This is a genomic window from Mesorhizobium sp. KR1-2 (assembly GCF_040045035.1).
In the GTDB taxonomy this organism is placed as follows: domain Bacteria; phylum Pseudomonadota; class Alphaproteobacteria; order Rhizobiales; family Rhizobiaceae; genus Pseudaminobacter.
Genome location: NZ_JBDZDS010000001.1, coordinates 391773 through 408514, shown reverse-complemented (window position 1 = coordinate 408514; position 16742 = coordinate 391773). Strand labels below are relative to the sequence as shown.

The 16742-nt window shown below is 62.3% G+C and carries 14 protein-coding genes; 5 read left to right on the top strand and 9 right to left on the bottom strand.

Annotated features, from left to right (window positions below):
- The first annotated feature begins 73 nt into the window (after positions 1–73).
- A complete protein-coding gene (locus ABLE85_RS01950) occupies positions 74–1075 on the top strand; it encodes a polysaccharide deacetylase (protein ID WP_348790993.1) in 1002 nt (333 codons plus the stop codon).
- Between the two features lie 20 nt (positions 1076–1095).
- On the opposite strand, the gene sbmA is transcribed toward ABLE85_RS01950, so the two are convergent.
- Entirely contained in the window at positions 1096–2358 is a 1263-nt protein-coding gene (sbmA, locus tag ABLE85_RS01945) for a peptide antibiotic transporter SbmA (RefSeq protein ID WP_348790992.1), read from the bottom strand.
- Positions 2359–2575: 217 nt separating this feature from the next.
- On the opposite strand from sbmA, the gene ABLE85_RS01940 reads away from it, so the two are divergent.
- On the top strand, positions 2576–2983 hold the full coding sequence (locus ABLE85_RS01940; protein WP_348790991.1) for an MAPEG family protein: 408 nt from the start codon (positions 2576–2578) through the stop codon (positions 2981–2983).
- 19 nt (positions 2984–3002) lie between these two features.
- Here ABLE85_RS01940 and ABLE85_RS01935 read toward each other — a convergent pair whose 3' ends face one another.
- Positions 3003–3197 (bottom strand): hypothetical protein, encoded by a 195-nt coding sequence (locus ABLE85_RS01935; protein ID WP_348790990.1) that lies wholly within the window; start codon positions 3195–3197, stop codon positions 3003–3005.
- Positions 3198–3292: 95 nt separating this feature from the next.
- On the opposite strand from ABLE85_RS01935, the gene ABLE85_RS01930 reads away from it, so the two are divergent.
- Complete coding sequence (locus ABLE85_RS01930; RefSeq protein WP_348791440.1) at positions 3293–4246, top strand: LysR substrate-binding domain-containing protein; 954 nt, start codon at positions 3293–3295, stop codon at positions 4244–4246.
- A 34-nt stretch (positions 4247–4280) separates the two neighbouring features.
- Positions 4281–5531: an aminopeptidase gene (locus tag ABLE85_RS01925; protein WP_348790989.1), complete on the top strand. Its 1251-nt coding sequence runs from the start codon at positions 4281–4283 to the stop codon at positions 5529–5531.
- Between the two features lie 73 nt (positions 5532–5604).
- Here ABLE85_RS01925 and ABLE85_RS01920 read toward each other — a convergent pair whose 3' ends face one another.
- On the bottom strand, positions 5605–5955 hold the full coding sequence (locus ABLE85_RS01920; protein WP_348790988.1) for an ArsC family reductase: 351 nt from the start codon (positions 5953–5955) through the stop codon (positions 5605–5607).
- A 247-nt stretch (positions 5956–6202) separates the two neighbouring features.
- Here ABLE85_RS01920 and ABLE85_RS01915 point away from each other — a divergent pair, with 247 nt between their 5' ends.
- Complete coding sequence (locus ABLE85_RS01915) at positions 6203–8059, top strand: globin-coupled sensor protein (protein WP_348790987.1); 1857 nt, start codon at positions 6203–6205, stop codon at positions 8057–8059.
- A gap of 104 nt (positions 8060–8163) precedes the next feature.
- Here ABLE85_RS01915 and ABLE85_RS01910 read toward each other — a convergent pair whose 3' ends face one another.
- From ABLE85_RS01910 to ABLE85_RS01885, 6 genes are all read right to left on the bottom strand, one after another.
- The gene (locus ABLE85_RS01910; RefSeq protein ID WP_348790986.1) at positions 8164–10629 is read right to left on the bottom strand and encodes a phosphoketolase family protein; all 2466 of its coding nucleotides are present in this window, start codon (positions 10627–10629) and stop codon (positions 8164–8166) included.
- Positions 10630–10719: 90 nt separating this feature from the next.
- Positions 10720–11940 carry an acetate/propionate family kinase gene (locus tag ABLE85_RS01905; protein ID WP_348790985.1) on the bottom strand — a complete coding sequence of 407 codons (1221 nt, stop codon included), beginning with the start codon at positions 11938–11940 and terminating at the stop codon, positions 10720–10722.
- Between the two features lie 305 nt (positions 11941–12245).
- Positions 12246–13064, bottom strand: coding sequence for an ABC transporter permease (locus ABLE85_RS01900; protein ID WP_348790984.1), 819 nt, complete (start codon positions 13062–13064; stop codon positions 12246–12248).
- A gap of 6 nt (positions 13065–13070) precedes the next feature.
- Entirely contained in the window at positions 13071–14309 is a 1239-nt protein-coding gene (locus tag ABLE85_RS01895; RefSeq protein WP_348790983.1) for an ABC transporter permease, read from the bottom strand.
- Positions 14310–14312: 3 nt separating this feature from the next.
- Positions 14313–15461 carry an ABC transporter ATP-binding protein gene (locus tag ABLE85_RS01890; RefSeq protein WP_348790982.1) on the bottom strand — a complete coding sequence of 383 codons (1149 nt, stop codon included), beginning with the start codon at positions 15459–15461 and terminating at the stop codon, positions 14313–14315.
- A 112-nt stretch (positions 15462–15573) separates the two neighbouring features.
- Positions 15574–16617 (bottom strand): ABC transporter substrate-binding protein, encoded by a 1044-nt coding sequence (locus tag ABLE85_RS01885; protein ID WP_348790981.1) that lies wholly within the window; start codon positions 16615–16617, stop codon positions 15574–15576.
- Positions 16618–16742 lie beyond the last annotated feature (125 nt).

Here is a 16742-nt window from a genome sequence, read left to right as displayed (position 1 = left end):
CATGCTCACCCGCAACCGCGCCACATTTGAACCATACCCCAGCCTGCCGTCATTTTCATTCAGAACCGGAGCAATGTCAGTAGTTTTTCGTGCTTGTACGCTTACTTGCGTCTCCCTTTCGCTTGTCCTGCCGGCGCTCGCGGACGAATCTCTCCCGAGGCGGCCGCAATATGTCATCATCTCTTTCGACGGCGCCCATGAGCTGGCGCAGTGGCAGCGCAGTCGCACCCTGGCCGCCCGCACCGGCGCGCACTTCACCTATTTCCTGTCCTGCGTTTTCCTGCTCAGCCGCGACACCCGCAACCAATACCAGGCGCCCGGCAAGTCGTCCGGCCGCTCCAATGTCGGCTTCGCGCAGTCGAAGGACGAAGTGCGCCAACGCCTGGCTCAGATCTGGCTGGCGCGCGCCGAAGGCCACGACATCGCCAGCCACGCGTGCGGCCATTTCGACGGCAAGGACTGGAGCAAGGCCGATTGGCTGAACGAATTCGCCTCCTTCTCCCGCATCCTGCGCGACGCGTACAAGATCAACGGCATCGAGGGCGAACCGGAGGGGTGGAAGAAGTTTGCCGAGACCGGCGTCTCGGGCTTTCGCGTCCCCTATCTTTCGGACGGCAAGGCGCTTTACGCGGCCCTCTCGGAGGCAAAGTTCGCCTACGACGCCAGCGGCGTCTCGCGCGGACCGGCCGAGCCGCAGATGGTCGGCGGCATCATGCGTTTCGCGCTGCCGCAGATCCCCGAGGGGCCAAGCAGCCGGCCGATCATCGCGATGGACTACAATCTGTTCGTGCGCCATTCGGGCGGTATCGAGCGCAAGGACACCGATGCCGCCTTCGAGAACCGTGCTTATGAGGCGTTCCGCTCTGCCTTCGAACGCGAGTACAACGGCAAGCGCGTGCCACTGGAAATGGGCTTCCATTTCACGCTGATGAACGGCGGCGCCTATTGGCGGGCTCTTGAACGCTTCGCCGGCGAGGTCTGCGTGAAGGCCGACGTGAAATGCGTGAGCTACGCCGACTATCTCGCCGACCATCATGGGATCGACGGCACGAAGACGGGCGATGTCGGCGGCTGAGCCGCCGACATCTTGCTACCTCAAAAGTGGTCCGTGGCGGCAACGCGCCCTTCGACATAGCGCTGGTCGATGCCCGGCAGCGGTTCGCCTTCCAGCGTCGCCTCGAAGGCCCTGAGACGCTTGTAGATAGAAAGCAGCTCGATGATCGTCGGCCAGGAATTGACCAGATACTGGAACGACGATGTCACCTGCGAAAAGGCGTTGCTGATCTGGTTCAGCAGGCCCAGCGTGATCGTACGGGCAACAAGCGACGGCACGATCAGGATTAGAGAGAATACATTGTTTACCTGAAGGTAGAGATAGCGGAAGACGTTGAAGTACACATAGTGGAAGTACATGCGGAAATAGTTTCTCCGCACGTTGTCGAACAGCTCAGCCAAGGCTATCGGCTGCGCACGTTCTATGTGGTCTTCACCATAGACCAGTTCCTTGCGGTAGGCGGCTTCGACGCGCTGATTGCGGAACTGAAGCCCCGGAAGCTTCACGCCAACTGCGGCGAGCAGCACCGTTCCGAAAATCGCCCAGGCGATGGCTGCCAGAACCAGCGGGTGCGGCACGGCCCCGACAATCGGCAGTTCCGTGATGTGCGTCGAGAGGCGGATCAAGAGCGGCGTAAAGGCGATGAGCGTCATGACCGAGTCGATCAGGTTGCCGCCCAGGCTCTCCATGATCGTCGAAAACCGCATCGAGTCTTCCTGGACACGCTGCGCGGCGCCTTCGATGTGACGCAACTTCGGCCAGTTCGCGACATAGAAATTGTTCATCGCCGTACGCCAGCGGAAGACATAGTGGCTGACGAGGAATACAGTGAGCGCACTGACGACGACCGCCACGCCCGCAATGCCCATGAAGGTCGCAACCTCCCAGTAGACATCACTAGCCTCGGCCTTCACCTGACCGGAAATGATGTTCTGGATCAGATCCCAGAACGGCCCGTACCAATTGTTGATCGCGACGCTGACCTGCACCTGGAAGTAGGTGATGAACAGGATGAGCGCCGTGCCGAGGATCGACCAGCGCTGCCAGGGGTGCGGCGAGAACCAGCTCCAGAAGCCGTAGAACAAAAACACGGTTACGGCGAAGTAGACATAGAACCACAGGAACGGAGCCGACCAGAACGCGGAGACGCCGATGACGGGCGGCGCATCTGCCGCGGCCGGCGGCATGCCGAACATGCCGCCCATGCCTTCTCCTCCGAAGTACCACAGCAGCATGGCCAGTGCTGCCCAGACGAGCGCCGAAGCGAAGAACACCTTCGGCCGTGGAAAGAACGATACGAACACTCGGGATAGATCCTTTGACGCGCTTGAGCGCGGTTGCATTTGACCGGCATGAAGTCACAGTTCGCTGTGAAAGAAAATGCCCTTCCGCCGAATCTCGCAGCTGTCCAAACCGATAAATGTGGCGATTTTGACGCAACGTAAGGTGCGGCGACACGCGCGTTTACCTTTTTGGACGGCATGGCTTACACATCCTAGCAGATATGCTGGAGCCAGATCGATGAATCAGACCGCAATCGCCACCGTCGGCCTCTATGCCGTGCTCAACATGGCCATACTGTTCTGGCTGGTCGTGGCGACGAGCCAGTTGCGTCGCCGCTACAAGGTCTGGGTCGGCCATGGCAGCGTGGCGCATCTCGAGCGCATCATGCGCGGCCACGCCAACGCTATCGAGAACATGCCGATGACGATGCTGCTGCTCCTGATCGCAGCTCTTCTTGGCACCTCGACGCTTGCTCTCCACCTTCTGGGCGTCTGCTTCACCGTCGGTCGCCTGCTGCACGCCTGGCACTTCATCGAGGAAAAGGGCGCGCGCTGGCAGCGCGAGATCGGCTTCGGCCTCAGCGGATTGGCGACCATCGTGACGATGGCCGCCCTTCTCGGCCACGCCTTCCGGCTGCTTCTCTGAGCCCGCCGCCTCTCGAAATCTACCGGCAGCTTTCCTGCGCGAAACCGCAACTGCGATAGTCGCGGTTGAAGGGCAGATCGCCAAGCTCGCGTTGGGACATTACGCCAAGCGCCGGATGCGCGAGCGGATCGCGAACCCAGGCCGCATTGTCGCTTTGTTCTGACATGACCCCACGCGGATCGAGAAGCGACTGAACGAATGAGATAATCTTCATATCCTGCTCTCCGTCGGCCTGCGACAGCGGCTATTTTCAGGCTTTCCTGCATCCAGGCAATCGACAATTCGAGAGGATGGGTTTAGAAAAACTGTATCATGAACCTCAACAGCGTCCACCTCAACGGATTGCGCGCGGTGGAAGCCGTGGCGCGCTGCGGATCGCTTCTCAAGGCCGCAGAGGAGCTCGGCGTTTCGCCGAGCGCGGTCAGCCAGCAGATCAACCGCACGGAGAAGCAGCTCGGCAGGGCATTGTTCGACCGTCGGCCCACTGGCCTTGTCTTGACCGAGTTGGGCACCGCCGTTGCCGCGCGCCTCACCTCCGGCTTCCGCGAGCTTGCCCAGGCAATTGCCCTGGCCGACGACCGCACTTCCAACACGCTGATCGTCTCGGTCGCGCCGGCCTTCGCCTCGCGCTGGCTGGTGCCGCGCCTCAGCCGCTTCTTCAAGCTCTATCCCGACATCCTGATCCGCATTGATGCCTCGACCCAGATCGTCGACCTCGACCGATCCGATGTCGACGTCGCGATCCGCCTGGGCGAAGGCCGCTGGCCGGGCACACGCGCGGAGTTGCTATTGCCGATGGAGATCTTCCCTGTCTGCTCGCCCCATATTGCCCGGAAGCTGAAATCCATCGCCGACCTCGCCAGAACCTGGATGATCACCGACGAAAACAGCATGATCTCTTGGGAAAGCTGGTTCGAGGCGGCCGGTGTCGCCCCGGCAATGCCGCAGCAGGGCGCCAGCTTCACCGATCCGATCCTGTGCCTGGAATCGGTGATCGCCGGCCATGGCGTCATGCTGGGCTGGCAGTTCCTGGCCGCCGATGCGCTGGCCGACGGCCGGCTCGTCGCGCCCTTCGGCGTTTCGGCAAGCACCGGTTTCGGCCATTACCTCGTTACAGCAGAAGGCAAGCGCGCCAGCCGCAAGGTCGATTGCTTCCGCAAATGGGTGAACGAAGAAGTGAAGACCGCAACGGCGAATATGCAGCTGGCAAGGGCCAATGCATCGCCTGACAATGGTGTTCTTCCAGCCCGATCGGAGCTATGACTCCCGGCAAAACGATCACAGGAGCAGTTTCGTCATGACCTCCCACACGAGCGCAATCGCTGCAATCGATCCCGTCAAGCTCGACCGTCTGGCCGAGGTGGCGGTCAAGGTCGGCCTGGACCTGCAGCCGGGCCAGGACCTTGTGCTGACGGCGCCGATTTCGGCGCTGTCGCTGGTGCGCCGCATCGCCGAGCATGCCTACAAGGCCGGCGCCGGCGTCGTCACGCCCATCTTTTCCGACGACGAGCTGACGCTCGCCCGCTACCGCCATGCGCCAGACGCCAGCTTCGACCGCGCCGAGGGCTGGCTCTACGAAGGCATGGCCAAGGCCTTTGCCGGCAACGCCGCGCGGCTGGCCGTGCGCGGCGACAACCCGATGCTGCTCGCGGCGGAAGACCCGGCGAAGGTATCACGCGCCAACAAGGCGACCTCGACCGCCTACCGCCCGGCGCTGGAAAAAATCACCGGCTTCGACATCAACTGGAACATCGTCGCCTTCCCGACGCCTGCCTGGGCCGCGCTGGTGTTTCCGGGCGAGGCCGAGGACGTCGCCGTCGCCAAGCTGGCGGAGGCGATCTTCGCGGCCTCGCGCGTGGACAGAGAAGATCCCGTCGCGGCCTGGAAGGAGCACAACGCCGCCCTTGCCCGCCGCACGTCCTGGCTCAACGGCAAGGCCTTCCATGCCCTGCGCTTCCGCGGCCCCGGCACCGACCTGACCGTCGGCCTGGCGGACGGCCACAAATGGAACGGCGGCGCGGAGACGGCCAAGAACGGCATCACCTGCAACCCCAACATCCCGACCGAGGAAGTCTTCACCACCCCGCATGCACACCGCGTGGAGGGCCATGTGACGAGCACCAAGCCCCTCTCCTATCAGGGCACGCTGATCGACCAGATCTCGGTGCGCTTCGAGGGCGGCCGCATCGTCGAAGCGAGCGCTGCGCGTGGCGCGGATGTGCTGAACAAGGTTCTGGACACCGACGAAGGCGCACGGCGTCTGGGCGAAGTGGCGCTGGTGCCGCATTCCTCGCCGATCGCGCAGAGCGGGCTTCTGTTCTACAACACGCTGTTCGACGAGAACGCCGCCAGCCACATCGCGCTCGGCCAGTGCTATTCCACCTGCTTTGCCGACAGCAATCTCACCCCCGGGGAAGTGGCCGCACGCGGAGGCAATTCCAGCCTCATCCATATCGATTGGATGGTCGGCTCCGGCGAGATCGATATCGACGGCCTCGACAAGGACGGAAATTCCGAGCCGGTGATGCGCAAGGGCGAATGGGCCTGAGCCCTGCCTGTCCGACCTAATGACTAAGGGCGGCGCGAGCCGCCCTTTTCATTGATCGACAGAACCCGTCGCCTCAATTAACCAGCGCTTGCGCATAAATCTCCGGCTTGAAGCCGACGAGACGCCGGTCGCCGAGGTCCAGCACAGGCCGCTTCACCATCGAAGGTTGCGCCAGCATCAGCGCCATCGCCTTTCCCGCATCGAGATCTTGGCGATCAGCATCAGGCAGCTTGCGGAAAGTCGTTCCGGCCCGGTTCAGCAGCGTCTCCCAGCCGAGTTCATCACACCAGAGCGCCAGGCGCTCGCGGTCGAGACCTTCGGCCTTGTAGTCGTGAAACGCATAGTCAACGCCATGGCTTTCCAGCCAGACGCGCGCCTTCTTCATCGTGTCGCAGTTCTTGATGCCATAAATGGTAACCGTCAAAGCAAGTCCTCTCATGACGCCAACACAAGTGGCCAGACTTAACCACGGAAGGGCCACTTGCCGAGCAGGTGATGCCTGCCGGCACCCACTTCGCTGTGGACGAAAGCAAGTTCCGTAACAGCAAGGCCGAGCATCTTTGAGTCCGCGCGAACCGGGGGCTGCTGAAACGGGAATGAAGACGTGCGACAGGAAGTAGCGGCAATCACGCCCGGCCTCTGTTTGAGGTGACTTCCTGCCGCTGATTTGGGTGGCAGCTTCCCACCAAAGCAAGAGAAGCCCGCCTTCCCAGCCAAGTTTCGTTAGTTGCGCACCCAAGAAGTCGCACGCGGCTGCAATTTCTCCAATGGAGTGCCTTATGCTTGCACGGAAACCGGAAAAAAGAACCCTTATAAACCTGAAGCTTAGCGCTAAACGGAAAATGAACCTTTTGGAGTCCTATTGGCGAGAAACCGCACGCACGCCTCGCAGAGCCGCCGAGCGGGGTCCGGCAGAATGCCCAGAAGGAATGAAAATGTCTGAAACCTCCGTTGCCTCAGACGCCGCTATAACTCGACGCCTAGCCTTCGTGCGCTTCGATGACGACGCGCGCGATGCCTTGAACGACGTCAGGCCCGCGATCGAAGCGGCGTTGCCGGCTGTTATGGATAGCTTCTACAGCCACATCGCCCAGTTCGAAGAGGCCCGGCATTTCTTTGGTGCCGGAAGCGAGAGGATGCAGGCGGCAAGTGGCCGCCAGGTAAAGCACTGGAGCGCAATCGCTGCAGCAAACTTTGGCAATGCCTACGTCCAGTCGGCAAAACGGATCGGCAAGATACACGCCGACATCGGGCTGGAGCCCCGCTGGTATGTCGGCGGCTACACAGTGATCATCGACGAGCTCGTATCACTTATCCTCGAGCAACTCTGGCCGAAAGCTTTGGGCATCCGGGCGCCGGGACGCGAGAAGGCGGCCCGCGCGCTGAGCGCCCTGCTCAAGGCTTCGCTTTTCGACATGGAACTGGTGATCTCCACCTATCTCGAGGAGTCCGAGCGGCGCAGGCTCGCTGCGGAGGCTGCCCGTGAAGAGGCCGAGAAAGAGCAGCGCACGGCACTCGTTTCCCTTGCCGCGGCTATCGATCATCTCGCCAAGGGGCATCTGAACTATCGCATCGACGCGGTCGACGCACCGACCTACGACTCGATCAAGACGGACTTCAACGGCGCGATGAGACTTCTCGAAGAAGCCGTTGGTCGCATCCATGGAAACGCAGCCGTCATTCGCGACGGCTCCAGCAAGATGGTTCAGGCGGCCGATGACCTGGCGCGGCGGACGGAGCACCAGACGGCCAGCCTCGAAGAGACCGCGGCGGCTCTTGAGGAGATATCGCAGGCCACGTCCCAGACCGCCAACGGAGCGCTGCAGGCGGATAGCGTAGCGCAGGACGCCAAATCTAGCGCTCAGTCCAGCAGTCAGGCAATGCGGGACATGGTCGTCGCTATGGCGGAAATCGACAGCTCGGCCAAGCAGATCGGCCAGATCGTCTCCTTGATCGACGACATCGCCTTCCAGACCAACCTGCTGGCGCTAAACGCCGGCGTGGAGGCCGCACGGGCTGGTGATGCCGGCCGCGGCTTTGCCGTCGTCGCCTCCGAGGTTCGCAGCCTGGCGCAACGCTCGGCGGATGCCGCGCGCGAGATCAAGACGCTGATCGCATCATCCGGCGAACGCGTCGCGGCGGGCGTCAGGCTGGTCGGCCAGACGGGTGACGCCCTCGAGGTGCTCATCGGCAAGGTCACGGAGATCAGCGCGCTCGTCGCCGAAATCGCGAATTCGGCCAAGGAGCAGTCCATCGCCCTCACCGGGATCAATGACGCGGTAAACCAGCTCGATCAGGTGACGCAGCAAAACGCGACCATGGTCGAAGAATCCACCACCGCCTCCCATGCCCTGGCCCTGGAAGCGGAGAACCTCGCAAGAAGTGTATCCCACTTCGAGATCACGGGACATGCGCTTCCGGAGGCTCCCGTCGAAGCGACTCTGCGCAGGCCGACGCCCGCCCTCAAGGTCGTTCGCAGCAGAAGCGCCCAGTCCGCCGCGCAAGACGACGACTGGACCGAATTCTGAGCAGTCCGGCACCACCCCATTGCCCTTCCTATCGGACGCGCGGCGGTCCAAATCCTTGAATCCAACGGCCCGAAAATCGGCTTCGATTTTCGGGCCGTTCCTTTTCAAATGTTGTCCCCTTCCGTGGTGGTTCTCCGGGACGCTTCGGCAGCTCCTGTCGCGCCCCACTTCCATCCGCTGATCGAAGGCATATCGTCGCCGTATTTCTCGATATACCGCCGATGTTCAATCAGCTTCTCGTGAATTGCCTGCTTGAAGTAGGCGGCGCGGGCACCAAGCTGCGGCAGCCGGTCGATGACATCCTCGACAAGGTGGAACCGGTCCAGTTGGTTCAGGACCACCATATCGAATGGTGTCGTCGTCGTCCCTTCCTCTTTGTAGCCGCGCACATGCAGATTGCCGTGGTTCGTTCGACGATAGGTAAGCCGATGGATCAACCAGGGATAGCCATGGAAGGCGAAGATAATCGGCTTGTCCTTCGTGAACAGGGTATCAAAATCTCTGTCTGACAATCCGTGCGGATGCTCTTCCTGCGGTTGGAGCTTCATCAAGTTGACCACGTTTATGACGCGCACTTTCAAATCCGGCAGGTGCTCGCGGATCAACTGGACGGCTGCGAGCGTCTCCAAGGTCGGAACGTCGCCGCAACACGCCATGACGACATCAGGTTCGACGCCCTTGTCGGTGCTGGCCCACTCCCAGATGCCCAGCCCCTCGCTGCAATGCTTGATGGCTTCATCCATGTTCAGCCATTGCGGTGCGGGCTGCTTGCCGGCGACCACGACGTTGACGTAGTCGCGGCTACGCAAGCAATGATCCGTGACGGAAAGCAGCGTGTTGGCGTCCGGCGGCAAGTAGACCCGGATCACGTCCGCCTTCTTGTTGACGACGTGATCGATGAAGCCGGGGTCCTGATGGCTGAAGCCGTTGTGATCCTGTCGCCATACATGGGAACTGAGAAAGTAGTTCAGCGACGCGATGGGCCGCCGCCATGGGATCTCGTTGCACACCTTCAGCCACTTGGCATGCTGGTTGAACATCGAGTCGATGATGTGGATGAAGGCTTCGTAGCAGGAGAAGAAGCCGTGGCGTCCAGTCAGGAGATAGCCTTCCAGCCATCCCTGGCACTGATGCTCGCTCAAAACCTCCATGACGCGGCCGTCCGGCGAGAGATGATCGTCGTACGGATAGATTTCCGCCATGTAGCAGCGGTCAGTGACCTCCAGAACATCCTGCCAGCGGTTGGAGTTGTTCTCGTCCGGGCTGAACAGGCGGAAGTTCTTACTGCCCATATTCAACTTCATGATGTCGCGCAGGAACTTGCCCATGACGCGTGCCGCCTCGGCCGTCGTGGCACCCGGGCTGGGGACGGGTACGGCATAGTCTTCGAAATCCGGCATCTTCAGGTCGCGCAACAGCAATCCGCCGTTGGCATGCGGGTTGTCGCTCATCCGGCGATGCCCCACCGGAGCCAGTGATGCTAGTTCAGGTTTGAACCGGCCGGCATCGTCGAAAAGCTCCTCGGGCCGATAGCTCTTCATCCACTGTTCGAGGATGCGAATGTGTTCCGGCTTGTCCATCTCGCCCATGGGCACCTGATGCGAGCGCCAGTAATCCTCGCACTTCTTGCCATCGATCTCCGGCGGGCAGGTCCAACCCTTGGGCGTGCGGAAGACGATCATCGGCCACGAAGGGCGCTTCTCGTGGCCATTTTCGCGTGCGTCGGCCCATATTTTCCGGATTTCGTCTACGACGGTGTCGAGCACGCCGGCCAGTTGCTGGTGCACGCTTGCCGGATCGTGTCCCTCCACGAAATACGGCGTGTAGCCCATCCCTTCCAGGAACTTCCGCAACTCGTCCTCGGGAATGCGGGCCAGGTAGCACGGATTGGCGATCTTGTAGCCGTTGAGGTGAAGGATGGGCAGCACGCAGCCATCGCGCGCCGGATTCAGGAATTTGTTGCCGTGCCACCCGGTGGCCAATGGCCCGGTCTCGGCCTCCCCGTCACCGATGATGCAGGCCACGATGAGGTCGGGATTGTCGAAGGCTGCGCCATAGGCATGGCTCAGCGAGTAACCAAGCTCGCCGCCCTCGTGGATGCTGCCCGGCGTCTCGGGGGCGACGTGGCTGGGGATGCCGCCCGGGAAGCTGAACTGCTTGAACAGCCGCTTCATCCCCTCCGCGTCCTCGCTGATGTTCGGGTAGACCTCGCTGTAGGTCCCTTCCAGATAGGCATGCGCGACCAGGGAGGGCCCGCCATGCCCCGGCCCGATGACGTAGATCATATCGAGATCGTCGCGCTTGATGACCCGGTTGAGGTGAACATAGAGCATGTTGAGGCCCGGCGACGTGCCCCAATGGCCGAGCAGCCGAGGCTTTATGTGCTCGCGTTTCAGCGGTTCCTTCAGCAGCGGATTGTCGAGAAGGTAGATCTGGCCGACCGAGAGATAGTTCGACGCCCGCCAGTAGGCGTCCATCCGTTGAAGCTCTTCCGCCGACAATAGGCCCCTCGCCGCCGGCTTGTCGTCAGCTGCTCGTCGTTTGTCCTGTGCCGTGTCAAGCGAAGTCATCGAAGCCTCCTCAGCTATCGGTTTCTCCCCTCTCGCAAGTTCCGGTCTCACGAGTCGTCAGGACGACTGCACGCGGGCGGCTCCAGGCGATCAGCCTGGATCTTGCATCCAGGTGACGCCGCTCGGGATGCTCCCTGTGACGGACCCGATCAGATCCAGCGTATGGCGCGCGATCATGAGCTCCTCGTCAGTCGGGATGACGTACAGTCCAATCCTGCTCTCGGGTGCTGAAATGCAGAGATGATGGTTGCTGTTCCGGCCCAAATCCAATCTTGCTCCGAGCCACCCAAGATTTTTTGTTATCCGTGCCCGCATCTCGGCAGAGTTCTCGCCGATCCCCGCAGTGAAGACGAAGGCATCGAGGCCGCCGAGGGCGGCCGCCAGGGCTCCTGCATGCAGGCCGATACGATACACAAAATAGTCCAGCGCGAAGGCGGCGCACGGGTCATCGCTGGCCAGCAGGACACGAACATCGTTGCTGATGCCGGAGAGGCCCTTGAGGCCTGAATCGTGGTAAAGCAGCTCCTGCACCTGCGAAACCGACATGCCTTTTTCCGTGAGCAGATAAAGGATCACGCCCGGGTCGATCTGGCCGCATCTTGTGCCCATGGGCAGGCCGTCGAGCGCGCTGAAGCCGAACGTGGTTTCGACGCTGCGCCCCTTGGAAAGGGCGCACATCGAGGCGCCGTTGCCGAGATGGGCGATGATGACGCGTCCAGCGGCCACGTCACGGGCCACTTCGCGCAGCCGCCCCGCGACATATTCGTAGGAAAGGCCATGCAGGCCGTATCGCCGCACCCCCTCGACGAAGAAGCGCTCCGGGATCGCATAGTGATCGGCGACGAGGCTGCGCCCCCTGTGGAAGGAAGTGTCGAAGCACGCGACCTGCGGCAGATCCGGTCGCCGCTCGAGGATCACGCGAATGGCCGCCAGATTGCTCGGCTGGTGCAGCGGAGCGAGCGGAACGTAGCGCTCGAGCTGTTCCAGAACATCCCTGTCGACCATCACGGGCCGCATGTAATCCGGCCCACCGTGCACGACCCGATGACCGACGGCCGCGAGTTTTCCGGGGTGGGTTTCGCGCAGCCAGGCACCCACGACATGCATGGCTGCCTGCGCATTCGATACATCGCTTTGCGAATAGCAGGTGTCCGCAAGGAGTTGGCCGTCACTTCCCTTGATGCGTAGCCGGGGGGACGTGCCGATGCCGTCCATCTGCCCCTTTACCCGCTTGTGCAACCCCTCGCCGATGGCAAAGAGCTCAAACTTGAGACTGGACGAGCCGGCATTGACGACGAGGATCGTATCCATAGGCATTACGCACCTGGAACGGCTGCGACGCGCCACCCCGCACCGGCAAGAAGGTCGGTGAGGATGACGCGAGGCAGATACGAACGAGCCTGGTTCTTGGCGCGAGAATGACCCCGACGCAGGCGCCAAGCACGCCCTGCGGCATCCACCTTCTGTCGGAATCTATCCGATTTTCGGCACCATGACCACGGTTGCGGCAAAGCAACTGATGGACGCGCCGTATTGGCGCGCCGATCTCGCTCTCAACGTGCCTCCGGCCCTTTGATTTCCAACCACGACAATAGCCGCCGTTGACCATCACCAGGCTATCTCGACACCGCTCGCCCGCGCCGCGTTAGCAGCGCCACCACGCCGAAAAGCAGGATCGAGAGGGCCAACAGCAGTGTGGCCGCTGCCATGATGGTCGGATTGATCTGGTCACGGATGCCGGAGAACATCTGCACTGGCAGGGTTCGCTGCTCGGCTCCAGTCATGAACAGCGCCACGACCACTTCGTCGAACGAGATGGCGAAGGCGAATATGCCACCAGAGACGACGCCGGGCAGGATGTTGGGCAGCGCCACCCGGAAGAAGGCGGAGAACGGCGAAGCGCCAAGGCTGAGGGCGGCACGCGTCAGATTGGTGTCATAGGTCGAAAGCGTGGCCGTGACGGTAACAACCACGAAGGGCGTGGCCAGCGCGGTGTGAGCCAGCACCAGCCCTGTCCGGGTGTTGGTGAGGCCGACCTGCCCGAAGAAGAGGTAGCTGCCCACCGCGACGATCATGACGGGCACGATCATGGGCGATATGAGCAGCGCCATGATCAACCGGCGCGCCGGGAAATCTGGCCGCGAAATACCGAGCGCGGCCATGGTGCCGAGCGTCGTGGCCAGGATCGTCGTCAGCAGCGCGGCAACGACGCTGTTGAACACGCCGGAAATCCAGCGGTCGTTGCCGAAGAAGTCCAGATACCAGCGCAGCGAGTAGCTCTGCACCGGCAAGGTGAAGAACGGGTCGTTGGAAAACGACAGCGGCACGATGATGAAGAGCGGTGCCACGAGGAACACCAGCACGGCCGCGGCGAATGCGACGACCAGTGTCCGCACCAGACGTTCCGAAGGCGTTGAATAGGAAGGCAGCCACATTGCGCTTCAGCCCAGCTTGATCTTGTCGGCGCCGACCAGGCGCAGGAACAGGAGATAGATGGCGAGCGTGACCACAAGCAGCGCGACGCCAAGCCCCGCCGCTAGCCCCCAGTTCAGGTCGCGGTTGATGTAGACGGAGATGAAATTGGAGATCATCTGGTCGCGCGGTCCGCCGACGAGGGCCGGCGTGATGTAGTAGCCGAGCGACAGGATGAAGGTCATCAGGCAGCCGGCCACCACGCCCGGCAGCGTCTGCGGCGCATAGACCCGCCAGAATGCGGAAAGCGGCGTCGCCCCCAGCGAGCGGGCAGCCCGCAACTGGGTGGCCGGGATGGCGCGCATGACGCTGTAGATCGGGAGGATGGTGAATGGCAGCTGGATGTGGGTCATCGCCGTCACCGTACCGATGCGCGTGAAGATGAGCTGCAGCTTCTCGCTGGTCAGATGCAAGGCCATCAGAACGTCGTTGATGACACCGTCGGACTGCAGCAGAACCACCCAGGCCGTGGTTCGCACCAGAAGCGAGGTCCACAGCGGCAGAAGCACCATCAGCATCATCACGCTCGCAACCGCGGCCGGCGCGATCGTCAGCACATAGGCCACCGGATAGCCCAGGATCAGTGTCGCCAGCGTCACGATGCCGGCAACGAAGAGGGTGCGGCCGAGCACGCCGAGGAAGATCGCCTGGTCGCCCTCGACACGGCTGATCGAGCCGTCGCCCGCCTGCTTCAGGTCAACCGAGGTGAGGAGATGATAGGGCGTGAGCGACGAGCCGTTGCGCTTGATGATCGACCAGATTTCGGGCGAGCCCCAGTCCTTGTGCAGCCCCAGGAATTTTTCGCGATAGGGGCCGGCCTCCAGCGGCTCCGCCATGCGCGCCGCGGCCACGATGCGGCTGCGCATGCCCGAGATCTCGTAGTTGAGCCGCTTGCCGAGAAGTGCTGCGGTGTTGTTTTCCTTCGCCGTCTTCAGGTCGGCCGCGAGTGCCGCGAAGACCGGCTCATCGGGAACCGACGTTCCATCCCACCCATCGAGTGCCGCGAGAGTATGCGGCAGCACCGTGCGCGTCTCCGGGTTTTCCACCGCCGTCTTGAGCAGGTAGAGGATCGGGGCGACGAAGACTACGAGCAGGAATGCGACGAGTGGCAGCGCAAGCGCGAACGCCGCCCGCCTCGCGGGCCGCTGGGCGCGGCGCACGGCTAGGAAAACGTTGACGCGGTCCATATCCACGGCGGTGGCGGTCATGGCTCACCCCTCCAGCAGTCGACACTCGTCGACATGGCACTCGAGCGCGACCTGTTCGCCAGGCTCGAAATGGCGAGCCTGCCGCGCCGGAATTCGCGCCGTGAGCTTCTGGCCGCCGAAGGCTTCGACGCAGAGCCGCATATGGTCACCCAGAAAGAATACCTCCCGCACCGTGCCGGTGATCCTGTTGACGTCCGGCCGGAGGGTATCCGCGGCAAGACCTAGGCTCTCGGGGCGTATCGACAGGGTCAGCTCGCCGCTTGCCTGGGAGGCCGGCGCATTGGAGGTTCGCAGCAGGGTCCCGTCGGCAACCCGGACCTGCGCGCCTTCCAGCTCCCTGCCGGCATAGGTGCAGGGCACCGTGTTGTTCTCGCCGATGAACTCGGCGACGAAACGGTTCTGCGGCCTGTTGTAGAGCGTTTCGGAATCGGCGAGCTGCTGGATCCTGCCGTCATGGAAGACGGCGATCCGGTCCGACATGGTGAGAGCTTCGCCCTGGTCGTGGGTTACATAGACCATGGTGATCCCCAGCGCGGTCTGGAGCTGCTTGATCTCGATCTGCATGCGTTCGCGCAATTGTTTGTCCAGCGCGCCCAGCGGTTCGTCCATCAGCACCAGCGACGGCTCGAAGACCAGCGCGCGAGCCAGCGCCACGCGCTGCTGCTGGCCGCCCGAAAGCTGCGAAGGACGCCTGTCTTCCAGTGCTTCCAGGCTGACGCGCCCCAGCGCCTGCCGGACCCGCTCAGTCGCCTGCCGGCCTTTGATGCCGCGATAGCGCAGGGGGAATGCAACGTTCTCGGCAACGGTCATGTGCGGAAACAGCGCGTAGTTCTGGAACACGAAGCCGATGTTGCGCCGCTCCGGCGGCAGCCGCTCGACGGGCTTTCCATCCAGCAGGATGCTGCCGAGCGTTGGCCTCTCGAAGCCGCCGAGCATCATCAGCGTGGTCGTCTTGCCGGAGCCGGAAGGGCCGAGCATGGTCAGGAATTCGCCGCGGCGAACCGCCAGGTTGAGATCCTTCACCACGAAGTTGATGCCGTCGTAGGACTTCTTGACCTGTTCGAAGCGCACGAGTGCATCATTCTCGTTCGCCACCCTGTCGTGCGTCGATCGCACCGCTGGAGCGGAAGACCATGCATGGCTGCCGTTCATTGCTCATCTCTCGTCATGGGGAAGGCTCGGGCGAGATTACTCCCGCCCGAAGATCACTAGAGGACCTGACGTACCCGGCTTGCTTGTGGGCAAGCCGAGCTCTCAAGTCCGGCTATTGCGCCAGCCAGGTGGTGAAGCGTTTGCGGATTTCGTCGCCGTGATCGGCCCAGAACCCGTTGTCGAGCGTGAGAGAGACGGTCATGTTCTGCGGGCTGGTGGGCAAGTTGGCCGCGTCTTCCGGGGCCACGAACTCGGCGGCCGTTTTGCGCACCGGGCCGTAAGGGATGTATTTGGTGGTGCCCGCAAGAGCCTTCGGCTCGACGGCAAACTTGATGAATTCAAGAGAGGCGTCGACATGCTTGGCGCCCTTGGGGATCGTCCAGTAGTTGGAGTCGAGGATCTGGTTGTCCCACACGATCCTGAAGTCCTTGCCTTCCTTGTTCGCGTTGTAGATGCGGCCGTTCCAGGCAGTCGTCATCGCCACCTCGCCCGAGGCGAGCAGTTGCGGCGCCTGGGCGCCCGCTTCCCACCACACGATGCTGTCCTTGATGGTGTCGAGCTTGGCGAAGGCGCGGTCCACACCTTCCGGCGTAGCGAGCGTCTCATAGACCTCAGTGGGAGAGACGCCATCCGCCAGCAGCGCGAATTCGAGGTTGGTGGCGGGGTTCTTCCACAAGCCGCGCTTGCCCGGGAATTTCGCGGTGTCGAACAGGTCGGCGATCGTCTTGGGGCCGTCCGCTATCTTGGCGCCGTCATAGGCGAGGATCGTGGCATAGACGATGGTACCGACGCCGCAGGGTGAGGTCGTGCCCTCAATCCACTCGTCCTTCGGGCCGATCTTCGACCAGTCGATTTCCTCGAAGATGCCTTCGTCACAGCCCTGCAGCAGCGTCGGCGCATCGACATCTACCACGTCGAGCGTGGTGTTTCCGGATTCGATCATCGCCTTGATCTTGGCGATCTCGCCGCCATACTCCTGCTCGACGACCTTGACGCCCGACTGGGCGGCGTAAGGTTCGAACACGGCCCTGCGCTGGGCTTCCTGATAGGCGCCGCCAAAGCTCATGACTGAGAGCGTATCCTGCGCGAACGCTCCCGACGAGGACAGATATGCGGCGAGCGCGGCGACTGAAGCCAGGGTACGACTGACTGACATTTTTTCCTCCGTTATGTCCCTTCAGCTCTGCCCGCTTGTCTCTTTTTGGTTGCGGCAGATGGCGAAAAGCTATCCAGCCACCGTCGATGCAGCAAATAAGTAGCTGTCATGCGCCCATCAGGGAC